Here is a 20236-nt window from a genome sequence, read left to right as displayed (position 1 = left end):
CAGCTCCGTTGTTGATCAGGCCGCTTTGCCTCGGCCGATGGTCAGGCCGAGGTACAATGGATTGTCGAGTTCGGTGCCGAGGGCGGGGACAGGTCGCTCGCCGGCGTCACCATAGCCGATGGCAAAGCGCACCTTGTTGATGGCGATGCGCGGTATTTTCGGTTGGAGCAGATCGAACAGACGGAAACGCTCCGCAAGTTCGGGGTGCTTTGCCTGATAGGAGACGACGCAGTCGGCGAGCACACGATAGAAGACCGCCTCATCCAGCCCGTCGAAATCGGCTAGCGCAGCCGAGACGAAGCGCAGCACGCTGGCAATATGGCCAGTCTGCAGATGCTGCAGCAGATGCGCCGGCGGGCGTCGCTTCAACGTGGCGCGAACCGCCGGGTCGAGTGTCGCAAGTTCCGGGAAATCGGCATCGACCAGGTCCAGATCGCCCTGGAAATCCTTGACCGCAACGCCGACCGGCACATCCCCCTCGAGGAGGATGGTGATGTTCTGGCCATGGGCGATGAAACCGACACCGTAGCGGCACAGGAAATGATAGAGCGGCACGAAGACGCTGGAGAACAGACGCTCCAGCCAGACCTCGTGGCCAAGCCCCGAAAGCTCGATCAAGGCGCTGATGACGGGGCGGCCTTGCGCATCGGTTTGCGCAAGTGCGCCCATCATCATCGGCCGCCTGCCTTTCGGCAGGTTCTGGAGCGGACTCTCGCGCCAGATCGCGCCCAGCATTTCCAGGTGCTGGTAAGGCGCGGCCTCGATGCGTTCGAACTGAGGGTGCGGATAAAAGGCGCCGGCCACTTCGCCGAGGATATGAGCCGGTTCCAGCACGGGATCGGCGGCAGCCACATCGGCCAGCCAGCGGGACAGGAGCGGGCCTATGTCCATGTATTTGCCGGGCACGCCACGCCATGCCGAGGTGTTGAGCACGGTGAGCGGCAGCTTCACGTGCAACGCCTCCGGCCGCGAGACGTTGGCCAGCGTGCGCAGCGATTGCTGGGCGGCAAAATAGTCGCCGAACTGTCCGAGCGGCACGATGCGCCCGGCAGCGACCTCACCGGCATAGCTTGCAGCAAGCATGGCCTGCCATTGCCAGGGATGGACAGGCACCAGCAGATGCGTGTCGGCAGACGCGCCTGCTGCGTCGCGGGCAGCCTCAAGCCGCACCCGTTCGGTCCGATTGAGGGCTGCGTCGAGCAAAGCGTCTTCGGTGATGTCGGGATCGACCGAAAAGCGCAGATGCGTGCGTTGCGCGGCAATCCAGAACAGCTGGAACTCGGACACGAATTCGGGCGAATAGGCCTCGAAAGCCTCGAGCCCCCAGCCGATGCGGCCTTTGTTCGCCGGCGCCTTCGGATGGCCGTCGAGCAGACGCTGCAGGTCGAGGTCCGGCAATCTGGCGAGGTCGAAGGCGGTGAAGGCCTGACGCTCGGCAAGGATGCGCACATCCGCCATCAGCGTGCTGTAGAGTTCCTTGGCGTAGGTGCTGAGGGTGGACGCCGAAATCTCGAGCACGGCACGCGCATCGACGAAGAAAGCAACGGCATCATCCACTAGCGTCTCATCGCCATTTGCGACCCGTACCAGCGTTTCCGGATTGATTGACAACTGACCCCAGATGCGACGCTCGGCTTCGAAGCGATAGGCAACTACGCCGAGCGGCACTTCCCAATGTCTGCCGGCCGCGTTCATCGACCGAACGGGCAACACTTCCTCGTAGATCAATTCCGGGATGGCGCGCGCCAGAATGGCCTGGTTGGCGCGACTCCAGAGCTCGCCGGTGACGGCCCGCCCTTTGGGCAAAGGACCGAGTGATATGAAGTGCCCGCTCACAGGGGCACCTCGCTGAAGAAGCGCTCGCGCTGGCAGCAGACGAACATGGCCCGCTTGTGCGGGAAGTCGAATTCCTTGACCTTGTCGTAGGCAGCATGCGCGCAGTAGCTCAGCATCTTATGGTTCGTTGCGCGCGGTTCGCCGACGATGCGCTGCGTGCGCGGGTCGTCAAGAAACAGATAGTGGGTCACCGAACGGAACAGCGCCATCGTCTTCGGCCTGCCGAGATGCCGCTTGTTGCCGATCAGACCGTGCCAGCCGCGATCGTAATCGGTCGGCTCATAGTAAGGCCCGAGGCGATCTTCCTTGCCCCAGTAGAATTCGAGATAGCCGCTCGGCTCGCCGTCCAAGCTGGCGATGACACCGAAGATATGCGGGTCCTGTTCCTGCGCGGCGAGATAGCCGTCGAGTTCCTCCCGGCTCTGCGCCAGTTCCCAGAAGAAGGAGACGCGGCCGTCATTCATCCATTCATGGAAAAGGTCGAGGTCGTTTCGCCGATCGATCGGCCGGAACGACAAGGTTAAGTCGATCTCGGGCAGCCAGCGCTCATACATGACGCCGTTGGGGCGTGGTGAACGCAACGGCGGCAGCCGATCGGCCGGACCGATCGATGTTTCGACGGCAGGATAGGTCAGATGCGAAGCCTGCTTGCGCCAGAGCAAGGGCAACTGCCGCAGCGCAGACCGCTTGAGAACCGTGCGCAACTTGCCGGCGACAGGATCTGCAGTGCAAGCCGTCGCCAGCGTGATGACCGGCCAGACCTCCTCGACCGGCGGCAACAGGAGCTGCCCAGCGTCGGGAAAGCGGCAGAAGACCGCATCGGCGAGCGCGGCCAGCATCTGCGGCTGGTCGTGACGGCCTATCTCGAAGACGACGTCATCGAGGAGCAGATTGGCTTGGTGCCGTATCAGTGCCGCCTGCGCGATGCAGACACCGGCAGGAGACACCAGGCTCAGTTTGTTGCCGTCAAACCGGACTTCGAACGCGCCGTCGTCCGAGCCCAGGTAGTGTTTGGTCACGGCAAGAATGCCATCGGTTTGGCTAGGCTTTTCTCTCAGTTGGATGTTCATGCGGGCTTCCTCGTGAAAAGCGGATTTGACATCTGGACGTAACCGGCGAGCGGATCAGTCACCTCCGTGTTCTCGTTGGTGTTCTTCAACGAAAACAGGAAATTGCCCTTGCTGCCGAGTGTGGGGGAATTGAGCAGATAATCGAGGCAGGCCGGGCTGGCGGGTGTCCGCGCGGCGAGCCGTTCCAGCAGCAGGCGGAAGCGGGCAAGCAATGCCTCCTCGCTGGACAATCCGGCATCGGCGAGTGCCGAAATGACGGCAAAGACCCCGTTGATGACGAGGTAGTAGCCGAACAAGCGGGCAGCCGCCTCCGCATCGAAGACGTGGTCGCCCTTGCCACCTGCGGACGGCAGGTGCTCCCGCAGCATCGGCAGGAACTCCCGGACATAGCCGGTGCCCTGGCAGTCGCGGAAATAGAGATGGCTGGGCCAGCCGTCATTCAGCCCGACGACGACGTTCTGCTGATGCGCGCCAAACAGCAGTCCGAACTCCGAGAAGGCAAGGAAGAAAGGTTCGATCGCCGTATCGAGGAAACGTTCGAACCAGCACTCCGCGACCACGGACAGTTCCAGACCTTCCTGCTTCGCAACAAACCGGACGAGGTCGGAAAGATGGCTTTCCGCCTTGCCCGGGTGACGCTCGCATAAGGCACCCAACACGGCTGCCTTGGGCGGGCTATCGCGCACAAACGGGTTCTCGCGGAAGGACACGATGGTGCTGGTGAGCACCGCGCCGCCGGGTCCATCGCGCAATGCCATCCACGCCGGCTCGCCGAGTACCGTCAATGTCGGGCAGACGTCTCTCAGTTTCCCGCCCAACGTGCCCTTGACCAGGCGGTGCACAGAAAGCCCCCGGTCGCATTCGCGCCGTTCGATGACCCGGCGCGAATTGGTGAGCTTGAGGTCGAGCGAGAATTTCAGCATCCAGGCGCTGTCGGCAGAATGGATCGTGCGCAGCGACGTCGTCGCGCGCCATGAAGATCCGCCGAGCCCTAGATCGCGCACCAGACCCGCCGCGAAGAGCCCCTGCATGGCCGGCACCAGCATCAGCCGCGAAGCCTGCCAGGGATGCATCGGGAAGAGCTGTGAGCCTTCGGCTTTCCGAACGAGCGAGACAGCGTCCTCTCCCGTGAGTCCCTGCACCATCTCCCTGACGTCGTGCGCTTCGACACTGCCACAGGCAAAAACATCCGGATGCACGGCCCACCAGCGCAGCTGGAAAGCGCTGCCATATTCATGGCCGAAGCGGCGCGAGTCTTCTTCGGAAAACTCATCGCGGCTCATCGGTGTGGGATGGACGGCATGACCGAAGCGCAGCGCGCTTTCCGCCTCGATGAAGTCCGACACGCCGCCAGCAAACGGTCGTGCAGAACCTCGTATTGCGGCGGTCTGCGCGATCGCGGCGACACTGGCGGCCGCCCGCCTCTGCAAGTTCAGCCTGCCGGCGCTGCTGGAACGGCCGCGGATGTCTTCCTCGCGCAACAGCATGGCGAGAACATCGAAGAGTTCGATTTCAACGGGATCCGGCTTGCCGTCGGTCAGAAGCCAGATCCGGCCGTCGAAACCGTGATAGCCGACGCATGACCGATGACGCAGTGGCGCGACAACGACCGCGCCGGTGGCTGGCAGATCAAGAACAAGAACCTCTTTGGCTCCAGCGGAGATACCGTAGCATTCGGCGCGATCGAAACGGCATCCTTTCCATTCCCGGACAAGAGAATTCAATAATCTATCGACAGATGGAGCAATATTACTTCTATCTTCTGCGTAAGTAACGGTGTCCATTTGTTTTAACTCGCAGCAGTTGCAATTATATACTTATTGTGGAATTGAGCATATCAAACTCTGAAGAACCTTGCCTCCACTTGTGATGACCTCCATTTCCTCTCTCGAAGAAACAAACCTGACGCGGCGCCTGGCGCTCGGCGCCATGTCGATCGGCTTCGGCCAATCGGCCTTTGTCGTATTGGTGCCCCTGGTGATGGCTCGGCTCGGGCTGACGACCTTCGACCTCGGCCTGGCTGTGGCCGCGGGCACATTCGCCTTCCTGATCGGCGCACCCTTGTGGGGCAGCGCTGGCGGCCGTATCGGCCATGGCCGCATGATCCGTCTGCTTGGGCTGGCGATGCTGGTCGCACAGGCACTGCTGGTGATCCAGCTGCTGGCCGGACCAACCGCCTACGGTATCGCTGTCGCCGGACTGATCGTTTCGCGCCTGCTCTACGGCTTTGCCGCAGCGGGTGTGACGCCCACTGCCCAGGGCTGGCTCGCGGGCAGCGTCGATGCCTGTCGCCGGCAGGCAGCCTTTGGACTGCTGAGTGCTGGCCTCAATTTCGGCAGGCTCGCGGGTTCGGTGGCCGGCGCCGCTGCCGCGATCACCGCGCAGCTTACCGTCGCCCTGTTTGCGCTGGCTCCGCTCCTGCTGTGGCTGGCCCCGAAGGGTACAGCACCTCAGGCTGATGCGAAGGTCGGTTCGCCCAAGCTCTCGCCATTCGACAGGCGGATCCTGCCTTTCCTGCTGATCGGCGCCTGCATGGCCGCCGGCTTTGGACAGGTGCAGATCATGCTCGGGCCATTGCTGCAGTGGAAGCTCGGTCTCGACGCCGCGCAGGCGACGGCCATGACCGGCGCCGCGCTCGCGCTGGTGGCTGTAACGATGATCGCTGTGCAGACACTTGTATTGCCCAGACTGCGCTGGAGCGAGCGCAACGGCATCCTGGCCGGCACCGGTCTGGTAGTGGGTGGAATGGCAGGCCTCACGGTCGCCAGCAATTATAGCGTCGGCGCCCTGGCGCTGATGGCGACGGGCTTCGGCACCGCGCTGGCAACGCCCGCCTACACGGCCTGGCTTGCACGGCGCGTGGACAACCACGAACAAGGCGCCGCCGCCGGCTGGCTGTCGAGCGCCCATATCGTCGGCCAGACGGCCGGTGCCCTGATGGGCGGCTTTGCCTTCCAGCTGGCACCGGAGCTGCCGCTGTTGGGCTGCGCGGGACTGGCTTTTGCTGCCGCCGCTATTGCCGCGATGCTCGACAGGCGTGGCGGTATGCAGCGATGAAGCCATCGACCCGCGCGCCATCATGAGACGGCCTCCGCCGGGCATTCAGCCGCAGCAGCGCTGCGCAGCATGCCGTAGGTCATGATCACGGCGATACCGGAAATCGCGGTCGCCAGCGCGAACAGCGGGCCGTAGCCCAACATGTCAGCCAGCCGGCCGGCCAGCATGGAACCGACCAGATAGACGATGAGCTGGGCGCAGGAGAGAATGGTGAAATCGGTGCCCGGCTGCTCAGATGAGGTCACCGACATGAACAGGCTGTAGAGCGCAACGATTTCCATGTAGCGCACCATCGTCTGCAGGAAGGACGCGCCGAAGATCGGCGCGGCGCCGGTGAACAGCGCGAAGGCGTGCAGCATGAAAATGGCGAAGCAGATGGTGCGCAGGCCGCCGAGCAGCGCCAGGACAGACGCCGAGCCATATCTGCGCAGGAGCAGCGCCGCGATGAAGGAACCGCCGAGGCCAACGGTGACGGCCGCACCGCCGGAAAGATAGCCGATCCAGTCGAGCGGCACGCCGGCATCGACGAGATAGGCGCCCTCCATGGATTTCACCAGGCCTTCGCTGGCGCGGTAGACCAAGGCGATCCACAGGATCCGCCGCGCCTCTGGCCTTGCCAGGAAGCTGCGGATCGAAGGCCGGGTCAGAGCCGCTTGGCTCTCAGCGGCAGGGTCGGTCTCGCGCATAGCGAGCGCGGCCACCAGCGGAATGAAAGAAAGCACGGCGATCGTGACGATCGTAATGTCCCAGCCGTAGCGATGATAAAGAATAAGCCCCAGCGTGCCGCCGATGACGACGCCGAGCGCCACTGAACCGCCCTGGATGGCATTGCCGATCGGCCGGTCGGCAGGATCGAGATATTTCGCGGCATAGCCGTCGGTGGCGATATCCTGTGTCGACAGAAGCATGGCGACGAAGAAGCCGATCGCAAAGATCGCCCGGACATCGGTCGGCTCGACGGCAAGCATGCCGAACAACGCCGCGATGATGCCGAGCTGGGTGATGATGACCCAGCTGGCTCGGTGAGCGCGTGCGAAGGGACGATACCGGTCGATCAGCGGCGCCCACAGGAATTTGAGCACCAGCGGCAGCATCAGCAGCGACAGCATGCCGATGGCGGTGCGGGAGACACCCTGTTCGCGCAGGATCGGCGGGATCGCCGCCGCGAACAGGTAGGATGGGATGCCCTGCGCCAGATAGAGGCCGCCGAGCACGGCGAAGAGCCTGAGCCGCGGGCGGTTTTCCTGGATTTTTGGGAATTCCGCCGCGCTCATGCCGTCGCCCCTCAGAACGTGACCTTGAAGGATGCCGCAATGGTGCGGCCAAGCCCCGGCACGTCAGCCCCACGGGTCGCGGATGCGGTCGGGTTGACATAATAGGTGTCGAAGAGATTACGGACGGCGAAATTGAGTTCCTGGCCGCCGGCGAATTTCTTCGTCACGCCGATATTGGCGAGGATCGCACCATCCAGCTCCTGGCTGGCGATGCGGTCGCGGCCGGAGAACATCTCCAGTTCGGTGCGCAGCGTCAGATTGTTGTCGAAATGCGTGACGACATAAGCCAGCCCCTTGTAGGTGGTGGGGATGCGGTTGTTGGGCAGATATTCGTTCGAGCCGATCTTGCCGTCCCTGTTGGCGTCGTACTTGCCTTCGACGTAGCCGACCGAGCCGCCCAGAGTGAACATCTCGTTGATGTCGTATTCGGCGTTGGCCTCGAAGCCCCAGATGCGCTCCTTCTGCTGCGACACCCGGTTGGCGGCGATGTCGTAATTGACGCCGTTGTCGGAGGTCGACAGGTAGGCACTGGCACCGCCGCGTACATTGCCCCAGTCGCCGCGCAGGCCACCTTCCCAGGTGTTGACCACCTGCGGCTCGGGCGCGATGTCGGCATAGCTGATGCGGTAGTCGGGCGCATTGGTGCAGGGCAGAAGCGGCCGGATGCTGGTGCCGTAGGCGTCACAGGTTTCGGCGTTGGTGTTGAGACCGGCACGGCGGGTGAAACCACCGATGTCGGTAAGACTGAAACCCTGCGAGAAGTTGCCGAACGCCTGCAACTCCGGAATGATGTCGAAGACCGCGCCGGCGTTGAAGGTGGTGGCGTTGTAGTCGAACGATCCGCCGACGACGTCGATCGCCGGCAGTCCGACGAGGTTCGACCCGACCAGCACCGCGGCCGCCGGACGCTTGAAGTTGTCGACATCGAGATAGAACTGGTCGAAACGCACCCCGCCCTGCAGGCGGAAACGCTCGGTGACAGGCACCTCGGCCTGCGCGAAGGCGGCTATGGAATTCTGCGCGGACGGTGAAATGGCGTCCTGGCCGTTCAAAAGTGTCTGCCCGGTCTGATCGTGGGTGAAATCGAAACCCCAGGTCAGCGTGCTGCCTTGGGTGATGAAGTCGACCGGCGTATTGACGGTGGCGTTGATGCCCGAGCGCTGCACTTCCAGCGCCGTCTGATTGAAGGAGGCGGTCGGGTCCCGATTGATCGGCAGCAGCGTCGGCCGCGCCGGGTTGGTCGGAAGATAGACCTGGGAGTTCACCCTGGAGAACTTGGTGAAGGGCGACTGCTTGAAGATGTCGTTGTAGAACGCCTTCAGTTCGAGCTTGCCGAGCGCGAAATCGCTGTCAGTGTATTTGGCCGTCAGGTATTTGGAATCCTCGATGAGCGGCTCTCCGGTGTAGGCGTCGGAGAAGTTCGGCTTGACCGGATTGCTCAGGTAGTCCGTGAACCAGTCGGCCTTCTGGCGCGCATAGGTCCAGTCGGCGCTGAGTTCGATGCGCTTGGAACCGTTTTCATACCCGATCACGCCAGACAGATCGCCCCAGCCTGTGCGATCGCTGCCGCCCTGCCCCAGCATGGCGTCGGAGGCCATCTCGTTGCCGTGGCCGTCATAGGTGCGACGGCTGAAATTGCCCGAGGCGGAAGCAAAATAATCGACGTCACCGCTGCGGCCCTCGACCTGGACATTGCCGCTGGGTGCTGCCGACTTGCCGAAGTTTTCGGTGAAGGCGGTGACACCGGTGCGCACCGTGACTTTCGGCGTTTCGCTGGTGCCGCGCTTGGTGATGAAGTTGATGGTGCCACCCGTGGCGCCGGCCCCGTAGAGGCTGGAGGCGCCATTGATGATCTCCACACGCTCGACCGTGTCGAGGTCGATGGTGGCGAGGATACGCGACACGTCGCGCAGTGGCGTGTTGCGCGGCACGCCGTCGACCATGATCAGGACGCTGCGGCCGCGGAAGGTCTCGGAAGCCCCCGAAATCGTCTCGTTGCGCGGCGCGTAGCCCGGAACCAGACGTGCGATCAGGTCGGAGGCATTTTCGCCCTGCCCGACCGCCGTGCCGATGGCATTCTGGTCGATCACCTGCACCGACTGCGCAACGCTGGAAATCGAGCGATCGTCGCGCCCGGTGATGATGATCTTGTCGAGCATCGTCGCATTGTTGTCCGCCGGTTTTTGCGCGTCCTGCGCAAGCACCGGTTTCTGCGCATTCTGCGCAAGGGCCGGCCCGGCCAGGATCGAGGAAGACAGCAACGACACCACGACAAGCTTCTGCATTTATGCCCCTCACAAAATTGCGGAGCCGGCAATGCCCTCTCGCGGCTCCCTGAAGCGCGCCTAAATAACTTAACCAAACGAGTCAAGTTTGAAGATTACAAAAATAGTCAAGTTTTCGCAGGATGATGTTGCAGTGCCACATAAAGGGCATGCAGCGAGGACTATCGTCTGGTTGATGCCGGCAGCCATCGCCGTCGCGTGGCCTCAACAAAAGCCACACCAAGCTCTGTGTTTGGAGAATGCCTTACCGGCGATCGGCCCGGTCAGCTGCGCTCCACCGGACGCCCGGTCGACTGGCGGACGTGAAGCTCCGGCTTGATGAGCTCCTGCGAAGGGCGCACCGTCTGGCCGTTCAGCTTGTCCAGCAAGGCGCTGGCCGCTCGGCGACCGACCTCACGCTGGCCGTTCCAAACGGTGGTCAGCGCCGGCGTGGCGATCTGCGCTTCCTCGAGGTCGTCGTAGCCCGTCACGGAAATATCGACGCCCGGTACCAGGCCGGCGCGAGCGATGCCGTTCATCAGACCGATGGCGACGAGATCGTTCCAGCAGCAGGCCGCGGTCGGCTTGTCCTTCAACGCCAGGAATTGCGCCGCCGCTTCGAAGCCACCCTGCTTGGTGCGCGGTCCGGGAACACGCCAGGACGGCATCACTTCGAGCCCGGCCGCTTCCATGGCGTTGACGTAACCCTGATAGCGGTCGCGGCCGGTGGAAGTCTGGTCCGTGCCACCGACCATGGCGATGCGCTTGTGGCCGAGCGAGATGAGATGATTGGTGGCAAGGGCAGTGCCATAGGCGTCATCCCCGCGGAACACCGGCACATGCGCATCTTCGACATCGCGCGCGATGAGCACCGCCGGCAGGCCGTTTTCTTCGGCCATGATGATATCTGAAGCCGGCGTGTCGATTGCCGGCGACATGATCACGCCATCGGCACCAAGCTGCAGCAGCGTATCGATGAAGGTGCGCTGCTTGTCGAGCTGGTCGTAGTGATTGGAGAGCAGGAAAGTCTGCCGGCTGCGGTCCAGTTCGTGCTCGATGGAACGCAGGATCTCGGCGTAGAACGGGTTCATGATGTCGTGCACGACGACCCCGACGATGCCGGAACGGGAGGTGCGCAGCGAGGCGGCACGGCGGTTGTAGATATACCCGATCTCGCGGGCATGTTCCTTGATCTTCTCGCGGGTCGAGCCCGCGACCAGCGGGCTGTCGCGCAGCGCCAGGGAAACAGTAGCCGTGGAAACGCCGAGCGCATCGGCAATGGTCGAAAGCTTGATCTTCTGTGCCAGCGCTCTGGGCTCCCGCTCGCGATTTAAACTGTTTAAAAGCGGCTTATGCCATCGAACGACGGCAAATCAAAGCTTTTTTGCCAGCTCGCCGGTTTCGGCGTCCAGAGCCGCCTTGTTGCGCACGCGCAGCCGGTGTTCACGGTGCAGGATGTAGAGCCCGCTGGCGACGATGATGGCTGCACCGGCGAGCGTCCAGCCATCGGGAAACTGGCCGAAGATGAAGTAGCCGAAACCGATCATCCAGATCATTTGCGAATAGGGATAGGGCGCCAATGCGGTGGCGGTCGCCAGCTTGTAGGCACGGATCAGCAGCCAATGACCACCTCCTCCGAACACGCCAAGCAGGAGCAGGATCAGCCAATGCCAGGCATCCGCCGGCAAGGTGGCGGAAAAGAACAACGTCGGCGAGAGGATGACCGCTGGCGCCAGTGCTGAATAGAAGATCAGGCTTTCCGGTGTCTCGGTCGCAGCCATGCGCCGCGTCATGATCACGTAAAGCGAGTTGGAGAGCATCGAGCCGAGCGCGAACAGATGGCCGATGCCGAACACCCCGACACCCGGTCGCGTAATCACCAGCACACCGATGAAACCGGCCAGGATGGCCAGCCAGCGCCGCCAGCCGGCCCATTCGCCAAGCAGCGGGCCCGCAAGCGCGGTAATCACCATCGGACCGAAGAAATAGATCGACGTCGTCTCGGCCAGTTGCAGCGTACGCAGCGCGACGATGTTGCAGAGCGTGGATCCCGCCAGGAGCATACCGCGCAGGATATGAGCCTTGAGATTCCCAGTCCGGAAACGCCCGATGCCCTGCCAGCCCCGAAACAGGCCGATCACCAGCACGACATGGACGCTGAAGCGCACCCAGGCGATGAACAGCGGCGCCAGGCCGGCAAGAACCAGATATTTGATCGAGGTGTCGAGGAAGGAGAAAACCACATAGACCGACAGCATGTAGGCGATCGCCGCCGGAGGCGTCGCACTTTCTTCCTGTCTGTCTGGCTGGCTCACTGCGGCAAGGCGTCACGAAAATGGTCCTACCCGCTTGTGCGGGAAGTGGCGCCTAGCGGCAACACAAAAGATGCCACCAGCCCTGGAATTTTGCGCCTCGGACGGTCTTCGCCGCCGGCCTCTCTCAGGCGTGCATCCGCGCGCCCTTGGTGATCTTGTCGACGATCTTCTTGTCCGCCCTCAAGGCGAGACCAACCACCTTGGCATCGTCCGGCGCGAATTTGGCGAAGGTTTCGCGATTGAGCGCATCGAAGCCGGTCGAGAACATCTCCTCGACATAAAGCGAGACCTTCACATCCCGCTCCAAGGAGCGGCGATGGATCGTGGACAAGGTTGCCTGATCGGCCGACAGGACGATGACCGGCTGGATGGACAGCGCGTTGTAGAGATTGCCGCTGCGATCACGATAAGGCTCGCCGATCATGTCCGGGAACTGCGCTGCAACGCCGGTGCTCAAAAATGCGGTGACGTTGAGCTTTTGCCAGACGGCGAGATCTTCCCTCAGCACGACTGTAAATTTCGTATCGAACATGCCAGCTTCCTATATTGGATTCCGATGAATGAGATGACGTCCACCGATCTAGCTGCCGAGGCCTTCCAGGGTCTTGGACGTTTGTGCGCAAACGACAGCGGCGACCGCATCGTGCAGGCGCCGGGCACCACGGGCCTGGAACGCATCGAAGCCTGGTTCCATGGTCCGGTTTTCGATCCGCATCGCCACGACACCTATGCGATCGGCGTCACGCTTTCGGGCGTGCAGAGCTTTCGCTATCGCGGCGCGGTGCGTCATAGCCTTCCCGGCCAGTTGATCGTGCTGCATCCCGACGAGGTGCATGACGGAGGCGCCGGCACGGAGAACGGTCTGCGCTATCGGATGCTCTATCTGGAACCGGCCCTGCTTGCGGGTGCCATGGGCGGCGCACCACTACCCTTCGTGCCGGAAGGGATCATCAACGACGCCGGCTTCCGCGCCATGCTTGCCAATGCGCTCGGTGAACTGGACCAGCGACTGGATGAGCTGTTCGTCGATGATTTCGTCGCTGAGCTCGCAGGCTTCATGCTGCGCCATGCGAGCCGTCCGGCCAAGCCCTTGGGCAAGACAGCCTGGCGCGCGGCGAACCTTGCCCGCGATTACCTGAAGGACAACGCGTTGGATCTGGTGCGATCGGCAGAGCTGGAAGCCATCACCGGTCTCGACCGCTATGCGCTGTCACGTCATTTCCGCGCAGCCTTTTCCACCAGTCCACATCGCTTCCTGGTGATGCGGCGGCTGGAGCAGGCAAAGAGGATGATGTCGCTCGGCACCCCGCTGGCTGAGATCGCCGCCGATGCCGGCTTCAGCGACCAGAGCCATTTCAATCGTCAGTTCAAGAAGGCGTTCGGCCTGACACCGGGGCGCTGGTCGGCGCTTATCCGCAGCGAAGCGCCGGTCAAAATCCTGACAGCCGCTTAAACCGCAACCGCGGGACGGATCTCCTGTTCGTCCTCGTCCTCATCGGCGAGCACGATCTCTTCGTCCGACAGGTTCGCCTCGACGCGAGCCAGCAGCTTGAACAGCGTCTTCTGATCCTTCTTGTCCAGACCGCGCAATGCCTGCTTTTCGGTCTTCTTCACCGACTTCTCGATGGCGTGGATGGTCTCGCGGCCCGAATCGGTCAGGAAGATATGCGCCTGGCGGGCATCTGCATTGGAAGCGCGCTTCTCCAGGAAGCCCTGTGCCTGCAGCCTGTTGATGGTCTTGGTGATGGTGGGCGGGCGAACGCCCAGCCGGTCGGCCAGCGTACCCGGCGTCTGGCCGTCCTCCCGGCTCAGCGCCAGCATGATCTGGTCCTGCCCGGCATAAAAGCCATGAGCCAGCAATCGAGCGGCGAGTGCCGTTCTTGCCAATCTGGCCGCGGAATGCAGCCGGCTCATCGTCGCACTTTTGTCAGCCTTGGCCATGGTCAGTCTCCTGGACCGCGCCTAAATCGGCACAATAGCCGCGGCGCCTGGATTGGCAATGAGTGTTCAAAGAGGCCGGCGAATGAACCGCTTTGCCGGCAAGACACGCAACATTCGCCGTGGCTAATGACAGATGATTATTTCAGTTAGATGACAAAGCATTATTGCAGCGCAAAATGCTTGCAGCGGCTAGAGCAACTCCAGCAAAAGTGCGCAGCGGTTTGCGCCCGGAATTGCGTAAAAATAGAGCGTTGGAGCATTTCCGCGTTTCCGTGAAAAACGGAAACGCTCCAATGACAGCAGACCCGTCTGGATCAGCGGTTTGACAGGTGCAAAAGCCGAAGTGACGTCCTATATGGAGGGAAATTTCCCTTTCGAGGCCCGATATGAGCGAGACACAGACGCAGATCCCCGTAACCGTGCTGACCGGCTATCTCGGCGCGGGCAAGACGACGCTGCTCAACCGCATCCTCTCCGAGAATCATGGCAAGCGGTATGCCGTGATCGTCAACGAATTCGGCGAGATCGGCATCGACAACGACCTGATCGTGGAGTCCGACGAGGAAATCTACGAGATGAACAATGGCTGCGTCTGCTGCACGGTGCGCGGCGACCTGATCCGTACGGTGGAGGGCCTGATGCGCCGCCCCGGCCGCTTCGACGCCATCCTTGTCGAGACCACCGGCCTTGCCGACCCGGCACCGGTTGCCCAGACCTTCTTCATGGACGACGACGTGCGCTCCAAGACCAAGCTGGACGCGGTCGTGGCGCTGGTCGACGCCAAGCACCTGCCGCTGCGCCTGAAGGACTCCAAAGAGGCCGAGGATCAGATCGCCTTCGCCGACGTGGTGGTGCTGAACAAGACCGATCTGGTGACGCCGGAAGAACTCGCAACGGTCGAAGCGACCATCCGCGCCATCAACCCATCAGCCCGCATCCATCGCACGCAGCGTTCGGGCGTGGCCCTGACCGAAGTGCTCGACCGCGGCGCCTTTGACCTCAAGCGCGCGCTGGAGAACGATCCGCACTTCCTGGAAGCGCATGATCACGACCACGATCATGAATGCGGTCCGGATTGCGATCACGATCACCACCATCATCACCACGACCATGATCATCACCACCATGATCACGATCATGACCATCATCATCATGCCTCACCGATCCACGACGTGACGGTGCAGTCGGTTTCGCTCCGCGGCGGCGAGATGGACCCGAAGAAGTTCTTCCCCTGGATCGAGAAGATCACCCAGATGGAAGGCCCGAACATCCTGCGCCTGAAAGGCATCATCGCGCTGAAGGACGACCCGGACCGCTATGTGCTCCAGGGCGTGCACATGATCATCGAAGGCGACCACCAGCGCGCCTGGAAAGACGGCGAGAAACACGAGAGCCGACTGGTGTTCATCGGCCGCAAGCTCGATGCCGAACGGCTGAAGTCGAGCTTCGACGCCTGCCAGGCGGCGTAAAGCTCTTCGCCATAGCACTTTTCTTGCCTGGACCGGCAAGGTCGAGTAAGCCCCTCACCGGCTTTCAGCTGATGAGGGGCTGCTTTTTGATGGCCCATCCAAAATATCGCATGGAATTTCTGCCCTATGCCCACAGTCGCCCCGCTTGATATCGACGGCCATTGCATAGCTGCCGTTTTCCTAAACGACGTGCCGCATTTCGCGTTTGCCGACGGCGCGGTCCACCGGTTGGACAATGGTCACAAGACGGTGCAGGCCAATGACGGGCTGCTTGCCGCCGCCTACGACGAGGCCAATGGCCGGCTCATCACCGGCGGTGAAGACGGCAAGGTGCTTTCCGTCAAGCCAGAAGGCGTTGTCGAGGAATTGGCAGCGGCGGGCCGCAAGTGGATCAGCAGCGTTGCCGCCGGCCCGCAGGAAGCGGTCGCCTATGGTGCAGGCAAGAGCGCTTTCGTCCGTTTCAAGGATGGCAAAGTCAAGGAATTCCAGCATCCGCGCACGGTGGAGGGTGTTGCCTTCGCACCGCGCGGCATGCGCATCGCCGTTGCCCGATACAATGGCGCCACGCTGCATTTCCCGGCCACCGACGGCAAGCCGGCAGAGCTGGAGTGGGCCGGTGCGCATACCGGCGTCACCTTCTCGCCGGACGGCAACTTCCTGGTCACCACCATGCAGGAAAACGCGCTGCATGGCTGGAAGCTGGCCGATGGCAAGCATATGCGGATGTCCGGCTATCCCGCCAAGGTGAAGAGCCTGTCGTGGAGCGCGCGCGGCAAATGGCTGGCCAGTTCAGGCGCACCTGCCGCGATCGTCTGGCCGTTCCAGGCCAAGGATGGACCGATGGGCAAGGCGCCGCTGGAACTCGGCACGCGCGGCAACACGATGGTCACTGCCGTCGCCTGCCATCCCAGCGAAGAGGTCGTCGCGATCGGTTACGAAGACGGCATGGTCATTGCAGCGCGCTTCCACGACGCCAAGGAAGTCATGCTGCGCCGCCCCGGCAAAGGCGCCATCACGGCGCTGACCTGGGACAAGGCGGAACGCCGCCTGGCCTTTGGCAGCGCCACGGGCGATTGCGGCATCATCGACATCACCGCCTGATCCTCACCCGACACTTTGTGCTGAGGGCTTGCGCCGCAGCGCCAGCCCGTCGCGCATGTTGAGCGACAGCAAAGTGATGTTTGCCGCCCCTGCCGCAAATTCGAGCGCCTGCACGACGACGAAGGCTGCATCGAAACGACCCTGCGCCGCCCAACCCGCAAGCATATATGCCGACGGCAGCAGGATCAGCATGCCATTGACGGCGATGAAGCGCATCCGGCGCTTCTTGCGCTGGACGACCGGGCTCTTCCATCCTTTGCCCAGGGAAAAACCGGAAGCTCCAGCCAAGGCCATGGCTGGAATGAGCACGACCATGCCGGCGAGGATCGCTGATTTCACCGTCGCGATCGTTTCCACATTGCCCGACACTTCAGCCACTGCTGTTGACAGCCAGAAGCAGACAACAGCGAGCAGCGCGACGGCACCGGCCGCCGCGTGGACCTTCGCTTTCATCGCGATCTCCCAGATTTGAATAGCATGCTATATATCATTGCATAGCATGCTATTCAACAGCTATTCCTGAGCCATGGATTTTCAAAAAGAACGCTCGGCCGGTTTCCTTGCCAACCAGATGGCACGGCTGTTCGCCAAGGGATTGCAGCAGCGAATCCGTTCGCTGGGTCTGGCACCGGCACAGTTCATGACACTGCTTGCGTTGTGGGACGAAGACGGGCTGACCCAGAGCGAACTGGTGCGCCGCCTCGACGTAGAGCAGGCAACGATGGCCAACACGTTGACGCGCATGGAGCGCGATGGGCTGATAGAACGGCGTTCCAACCCGGCGGACGGCCGCTCGCAATCCATACACATGACGCAGAAGGCAAAAGGCCTGCGCATTCCTGCGACCGATGCCGCCCGAGCCCAGAATGAAGCTGCACTGGCGAACTTCAGCGCCGGCGAACGCGAGCTTTTCCTGCTCCTCATGCAGCGTGCCATCGCCGCAATGCACGAGTGATTGATTTTCCGACAGATCAGGAAATTGAAGCGACGAATATCCTCTCCCAGCCGCCCCCTCCTGAACCAACGCTCTCCCGTCTGACGGCCAATTGCTGTTTGACGCGACCTCTGGCTAGAGTGCGCCGGCCAACAGGGGGAGTGAATGAGCGTAGGCAAAGGTTTAAACAGCACCATCGGTGGCATCGACGCCAACCGCATCACGCAGCTGCGAGCAGCAGAGGCCGAGAGTTTCCGAAAAGCCCGTCCGAAATCGCAGGCTCGCACCGGCAATGGTATCGCCGGCTATTTCGATGGCGTGCCGATGCACTGGATGACCGACTGGCCGACCCCCTTCCCGATCCTTGTCGAAAGCGCCAGACGCGCCACCATCACCGATGTCGACGGCAACCGGCTCGATGATTTCTGCCTCGGCGACACCGGTTCGATGTTCGGCCATTCGCCAGCACCCGTAGCTCGTGCCATCCGCAAGCAGGCCGGCCGTGGCCTCACCTATATGCTGCCATCGGAGGATGCGCTGGCCGTCGGCACCCTGCTGCAAGAGCTTTTCGGACTGCCCTATTGGCAGATCGCAACGACCGCCACCGATGCCAACCGTTTTGCGCTGCGCATCGCACGCGCCGTCACCGGTCGCGACAAGATCCTCGTCTTCAACGGCTGCTACCATGGCTCGGTCGACGAGACGATGGTGCGGATGAAGGACGGCAAACCGATCAACCGGCCGGGACTGGCCGGTGAGTTCCGGGATCTGACCGAACGCACCAAGATCGTCGAATTCAACGACCTGCCCGCGCTGAAAGCCGCGCTCAAAGCGAAGGACGTGGCGTGCGTCATCACCGAGCCGGTGCTGACCAACTCCTGCATGGTGCTGCCGCAACCCGGTTTCCACGATGCGCTCAGGCGCCTTACCCGCGAAACAGGCACGCTGCTTCTGATCGACGAGACGCATACGATTTCGACCGGCCGCGGCGGTTACACCAAAACCCATGGCCTCGAGCCGGACCTTTTCGTCCTCGGCAAGCCGGTCGCCGGCGGCGTGCCGGCGAGCGTGTGGGGCATGAGTGAGGAGACTGCCTCGCGCTATGCCGCCTATAACCGCGACAAGGAGCCCGGCTATTCCGGCATGGGCACGACGCTGTCGGGCAATCCGCTGCAATTCGCCACCATGCGTGCCACGCTGGAAGAGGTGATGACGGCGGAAAACTACGCTCATATGGACAGGTTGGCGGGCAAGCTTGCATCTGGGCTGGGCGCTGCGATCAAACGTCACCATCTCCCCTGGCATGTCATGCGCGTTGGCGCCCGCGTCGAATTCATCTGCGCGCCCGGCCCGCTCGGCAACGGTGCCGAGGCGGAAGGCGCGCACGCGCCGGAACTGGAAGCGGCCGTGCATGTCGCGCTGGTCAATCGCGGCGTGCTGATCGCGCCGTTCCACAACATGATGCTCATCTCGCCCGTCACCACGGCGGCACAGGTGAAACGGCTGATCGCCGCCTTCACCGATGTTGCCGCAAAGCTTGCGGCATGAGAGAAGCCTGACAACAATCCTTCAGAGTGCAATCATGACCTCACCTTCAGGCTCGACGCCTGCCGAAGCCACGGCATTCCTGGATGCCCATCCCGAAATCGAAGCCTTCGACATCGTGCTGACCGATGCCAATGGTGTCGGCCGCGGCAAGATCCTGCGCCGCCACGAACTTGCCGGCGTCTACGAAAACGGCCGCCATATGCCGATCTCTATCCTGGGCCTCGACATCACCGGCGAAGATGTCCACGAAACCGGCCTGATCTGGGACTCCGGCGATGGCGACCTGCGCGCCTGGCCGATCCCCGGCACGCTGGTGCCGCTGCACGGCACCAATCCGCCGCGCGGCCAGGTCCTGATGGCGATGTACCATCTCGACGGCGAGCCGATGACCTCAGACCCCCGCCACGCTTTGGCCCGCCAGGTCGAGGCATTGGCTGCGAAAGGACTGCACCCGGCCGGCGCCTTTGAGCTCGAATTCTTCCTGCTTGCCAATGACCGCGATGCCGATGGCAAGGTGCAGCCGGCCAACGCCGTGCTGGACGGGCGCCGGAGCGGCAAGACGGAAGTCTATTCCGTCGACCATCTGCACGGCATGGAGCCACTGTTTTCCGACATCTATGCAGCCGCCAAGGCGCAAGGCATCCCGGCTGAAACGGTGATCTCGGAATATGCGCCGGGCCAATACGAGCTGACGCTGAACTACCGCAAGGATGTGATGCGTGCAGCCGACGATCTCATCATGCTGAAGCGTGTGGTGCGCATGCAGGCCCGCCGCCACGGCGTCACTGCCTGTTTCATGGCCAAGCCGATCGAAAAATATGCCGGCTCCGGCATGCATTTCCATGTCTCGCTGCTGGATGGCACCGGCAAGAACGTCTTTACCGAGACAACGCCAGGCGCCTGGTCGCCGCTGCTGCTCAACGCGCTCGGCGGGCTTGCCGAGACGATGGCTGAATCCATGCTGGTGTTTGCCCCGCACGCCAACTCCTGGCGTCGGTTCGTTTCGCAATCCTATGCCCCGGTGGCCCCGACCTGGGGGGTCAACAACCGCTCGGTGGCCCTGCGCGTGCCGGCCGGCGATGCCAAGAACCGCCGCATCGAACACCGGCCTTCCGGCGTCGATGCGAACCCCTACCTCGTAGCTGCGACCATTCTGGCGGGCGTTGCCAAAGGGCTTGAGGAAAAGATCGACCCAGGCGCCGAAGTCACCGGCAATGGTTATGAGGCGGCTGGCGAGGCGAGAACCAAAATGCCGATCGACTGGCGTGCAGCGATCGAGGCCGCCCGTAGCTCATCCTTCCTGAAGACCGCGCTGGGACCGGACCTGCACAAGACCTTCGTCGAGATCAAATGGGCCGAATATCTGCGCGTCGCCCGCACGGTCAGCGAGCTGGATTACCACCTCTATTTGCATGAGGTGTAGTCCC

Annotated in this window: 17 protein-coding genes; 7 read left to right on the top strand and 10 right to left on the bottom strand. The window is 62.5% G+C overall.

Annotated features, from left to right (window positions below):
- Positions 1-15 precede the first annotated feature (15 nt).
- The 3 genes from ACFWXH_RS00940 to ACFWXH_RS00930 are packed head-to-tail and all read right to left on the bottom strand — an operon-like array spanning position 16 to position 4630.
- A complete protein-coding gene (locus ACFWXH_RS00940) occupies positions 16-1836 on the bottom strand; it encodes an IucA/IucC family protein (RefSeq protein ID WP_379116713.1) in 1821 nt (606 codons plus the stop codon).
- Positions 1833-2906, bottom strand: a complete 1074-nt coding sequence (locus tag ACFWXH_RS00935; RefSeq protein ID WP_379116711.1) for a GNAT family N-acetyltransferase — start codon at positions 2904-2906, stop codon at positions 1833-1835. Before ACFWXH_RS00935 ends, ACFWXH_RS00940 begins: the two co-directional genes overlap by 4 nt.
- Entirely contained in the window at positions 2903-4630 is a 1728-nt protein-coding gene (locus tag ACFWXH_RS00930) for an IucA/IucC family protein (protein WP_379116709.1), read from the bottom strand. Before ACFWXH_RS00930 ends, ACFWXH_RS00935 begins: the two co-directional genes overlap by 4 nt.
- Before the next feature lie 145 nt (positions 4631-4775).
- Here ACFWXH_RS00930 and ACFWXH_RS00925 point away from each other — a divergent pair, with 145 nt between their 5' ends.
- Complete coding sequence (locus tag ACFWXH_RS00925; RefSeq protein WP_379116707.1) at positions 4776-5963, top strand: MFS transporter; 1188 nt, start codon at positions 4776-4778, stop codon at positions 5961-5963.
- Between the two features lie 20 nt (positions 5964-5983).
- Here ACFWXH_RS00925 and ACFWXH_RS00920 read toward each other — a convergent pair whose 3' ends face one another.
- The 5 genes from ACFWXH_RS00920 to ACFWXH_RS00900 form a co-directional block, all read right to left on the bottom strand.
- Positions 5984-7237: an MFS transporter gene (locus tag ACFWXH_RS00920; protein WP_379116705.1), complete on the bottom strand. Its 1254-nt coding sequence runs from the start codon at positions 7235-7237 to the stop codon at positions 5984-5986.
- A gap of 11 nt (positions 7238-7248) precedes the next feature.
- Positions 7249-9522, bottom strand: a complete 2274-nt coding sequence (locus ACFWXH_RS00915) for a TonB-dependent receptor (RefSeq protein WP_379116702.1) — start codon at positions 9520-9522, stop codon at positions 7249-7251.
- A 263-nt stretch (positions 9523-9785) separates the two neighbouring features.
- Positions 9786-10808, bottom strand: a complete 1023-nt coding sequence (locus ACFWXH_RS00910; protein WP_054309270.1) for a LacI family DNA-binding transcriptional regulator — start codon at positions 10806-10808, stop codon at positions 9786-9788.
- Between the two features lie 66 nt (positions 10809-10874).
- Positions 10875-11759 (bottom strand): DMT family transporter, encoded by an 885-nt coding sequence (locus ACFWXH_RS00905; RefSeq protein WP_379118895.1) that lies wholly within the window; start codon positions 11757-11759, stop codon positions 10875-10877.
- Between the two features lie 181 nt (positions 11760-11940).
- Positions 11941-12348, bottom strand: a complete 408-nt coding sequence (locus ACFWXH_RS00900) for a DUF2000 family protein (RefSeq protein WP_054309272.1) — start codon at positions 12346-12348, stop codon at positions 11941-11943.
- Between the two features lie 33 nt (positions 12349-12381).
- Here ACFWXH_RS00900 and ACFWXH_RS00895 point away from each other — a divergent pair, with 33 nt between their 5' ends.
- On the top strand, positions 12382-13269 hold the full coding sequence (locus ACFWXH_RS00895; protein WP_379116699.1) for an AraC family transcriptional regulator: 888 nt from the start codon (positions 12382-12384) through the stop codon (positions 13267-13269).
- Here the strand turns inward: ACFWXH_RS00895 and ACFWXH_RS00890 are convergent.
- Positions 13266-13757, bottom strand: a complete 492-nt coding sequence (locus tag ACFWXH_RS00890; protein WP_054309273.1) for a MarR family winged helix-turn-helix transcriptional regulator — start codon at positions 13755-13757, stop codon at positions 13266-13268. The two genes, ACFWXH_RS00895 and ACFWXH_RS00890, sit on opposite strands and share 4 nt — an antisense overlap.
- Before the next feature lie 386 nt (positions 13758-14143).
- On the opposite strand from ACFWXH_RS00890, the gene ACFWXH_RS00885 reads away from it, so the two are divergent.
- Together ACFWXH_RS00885 and ACFWXH_RS00880 are read left to right on the top strand one after the other, a co-directional pair.
- Entirely contained in the window at positions 14144-15226 is a 1083-nt protein-coding gene (locus tag ACFWXH_RS00885) for a CobW family GTP-binding protein (RefSeq protein WP_379116696.1), read from the top strand.
- A gap of 126 nt (positions 15227-15352) precedes the next feature.
- Positions 15353-16327 (top strand): WD40 repeat domain-containing protein, encoded by a 975-nt coding sequence (locus ACFWXH_RS00880; RefSeq protein ID WP_379116694.1) that lies wholly within the window; start codon positions 15353-15355, stop codon positions 16325-16327.
- A gap of 3 nt (positions 16328-16330) precedes the next feature.
- Here ACFWXH_RS00880 and ACFWXH_RS00875 read toward each other — a convergent pair whose 3' ends face one another.
- On the bottom strand, positions 16331-16780 hold the full coding sequence (locus tag ACFWXH_RS00875) for a hypothetical protein (protein ID WP_379116692.1): 450 nt from the start codon (positions 16778-16780) through the stop codon (positions 16331-16333).
- 73 nt (positions 16781-16853) lie between these two features.
- Here ACFWXH_RS00875 and ACFWXH_RS00870 point away from each other — a divergent pair, with 73 nt between their 5' ends.
- The 3 genes from ACFWXH_RS00870 (at position 16854) to ACFWXH_RS00860 (ending at position 20232) form a co-directional block, all read left to right on the top strand.
- Complete coding sequence (locus tag ACFWXH_RS00870; RefSeq protein ID WP_379116690.1) at positions 16854-17282, top strand: MarR family winged helix-turn-helix transcriptional regulator; 429 nt, start codon at positions 16854-16856, stop codon at positions 17280-17282.
- Positions 17283-17426: 144 nt separating this feature from the next.
- Positions 17427-18809 carry an aspartate aminotransferase family protein gene (locus tag ACFWXH_RS00865; RefSeq protein ID WP_379116688.1) on the top strand — a complete coding sequence of 461 codons (1383 nt, stop codon included), beginning with the start codon at positions 17427-17429 and terminating at the stop codon, positions 18807-18809.
- Positions 18810-18843: 34 nt separating this feature from the next.
- A complete protein-coding gene (locus ACFWXH_RS00860) occupies positions 18844-20232 on the top strand; it encodes a glutamine synthetase family protein (RefSeq protein WP_379116686.1) in 1389 nt (462 codons plus the stop codon).
- Positions 20233-20236 lie beyond the last annotated feature (4 nt).

Origin of the sequence: Mesorhizobium sp. NPDC059054 (genome assembly GCF_042739215.1) — a bacterium.
Classification (GTDB): Bacteria; Pseudomonadota; Alphaproteobacteria; order Rhizobiales; family Rhizobiaceae; genus Mesorhizobium.
The sequence above is the reverse complement of the archived record's forward strand: the minus strand, read 5'-3'. Positions and strand labels throughout refer to the sequence as shown.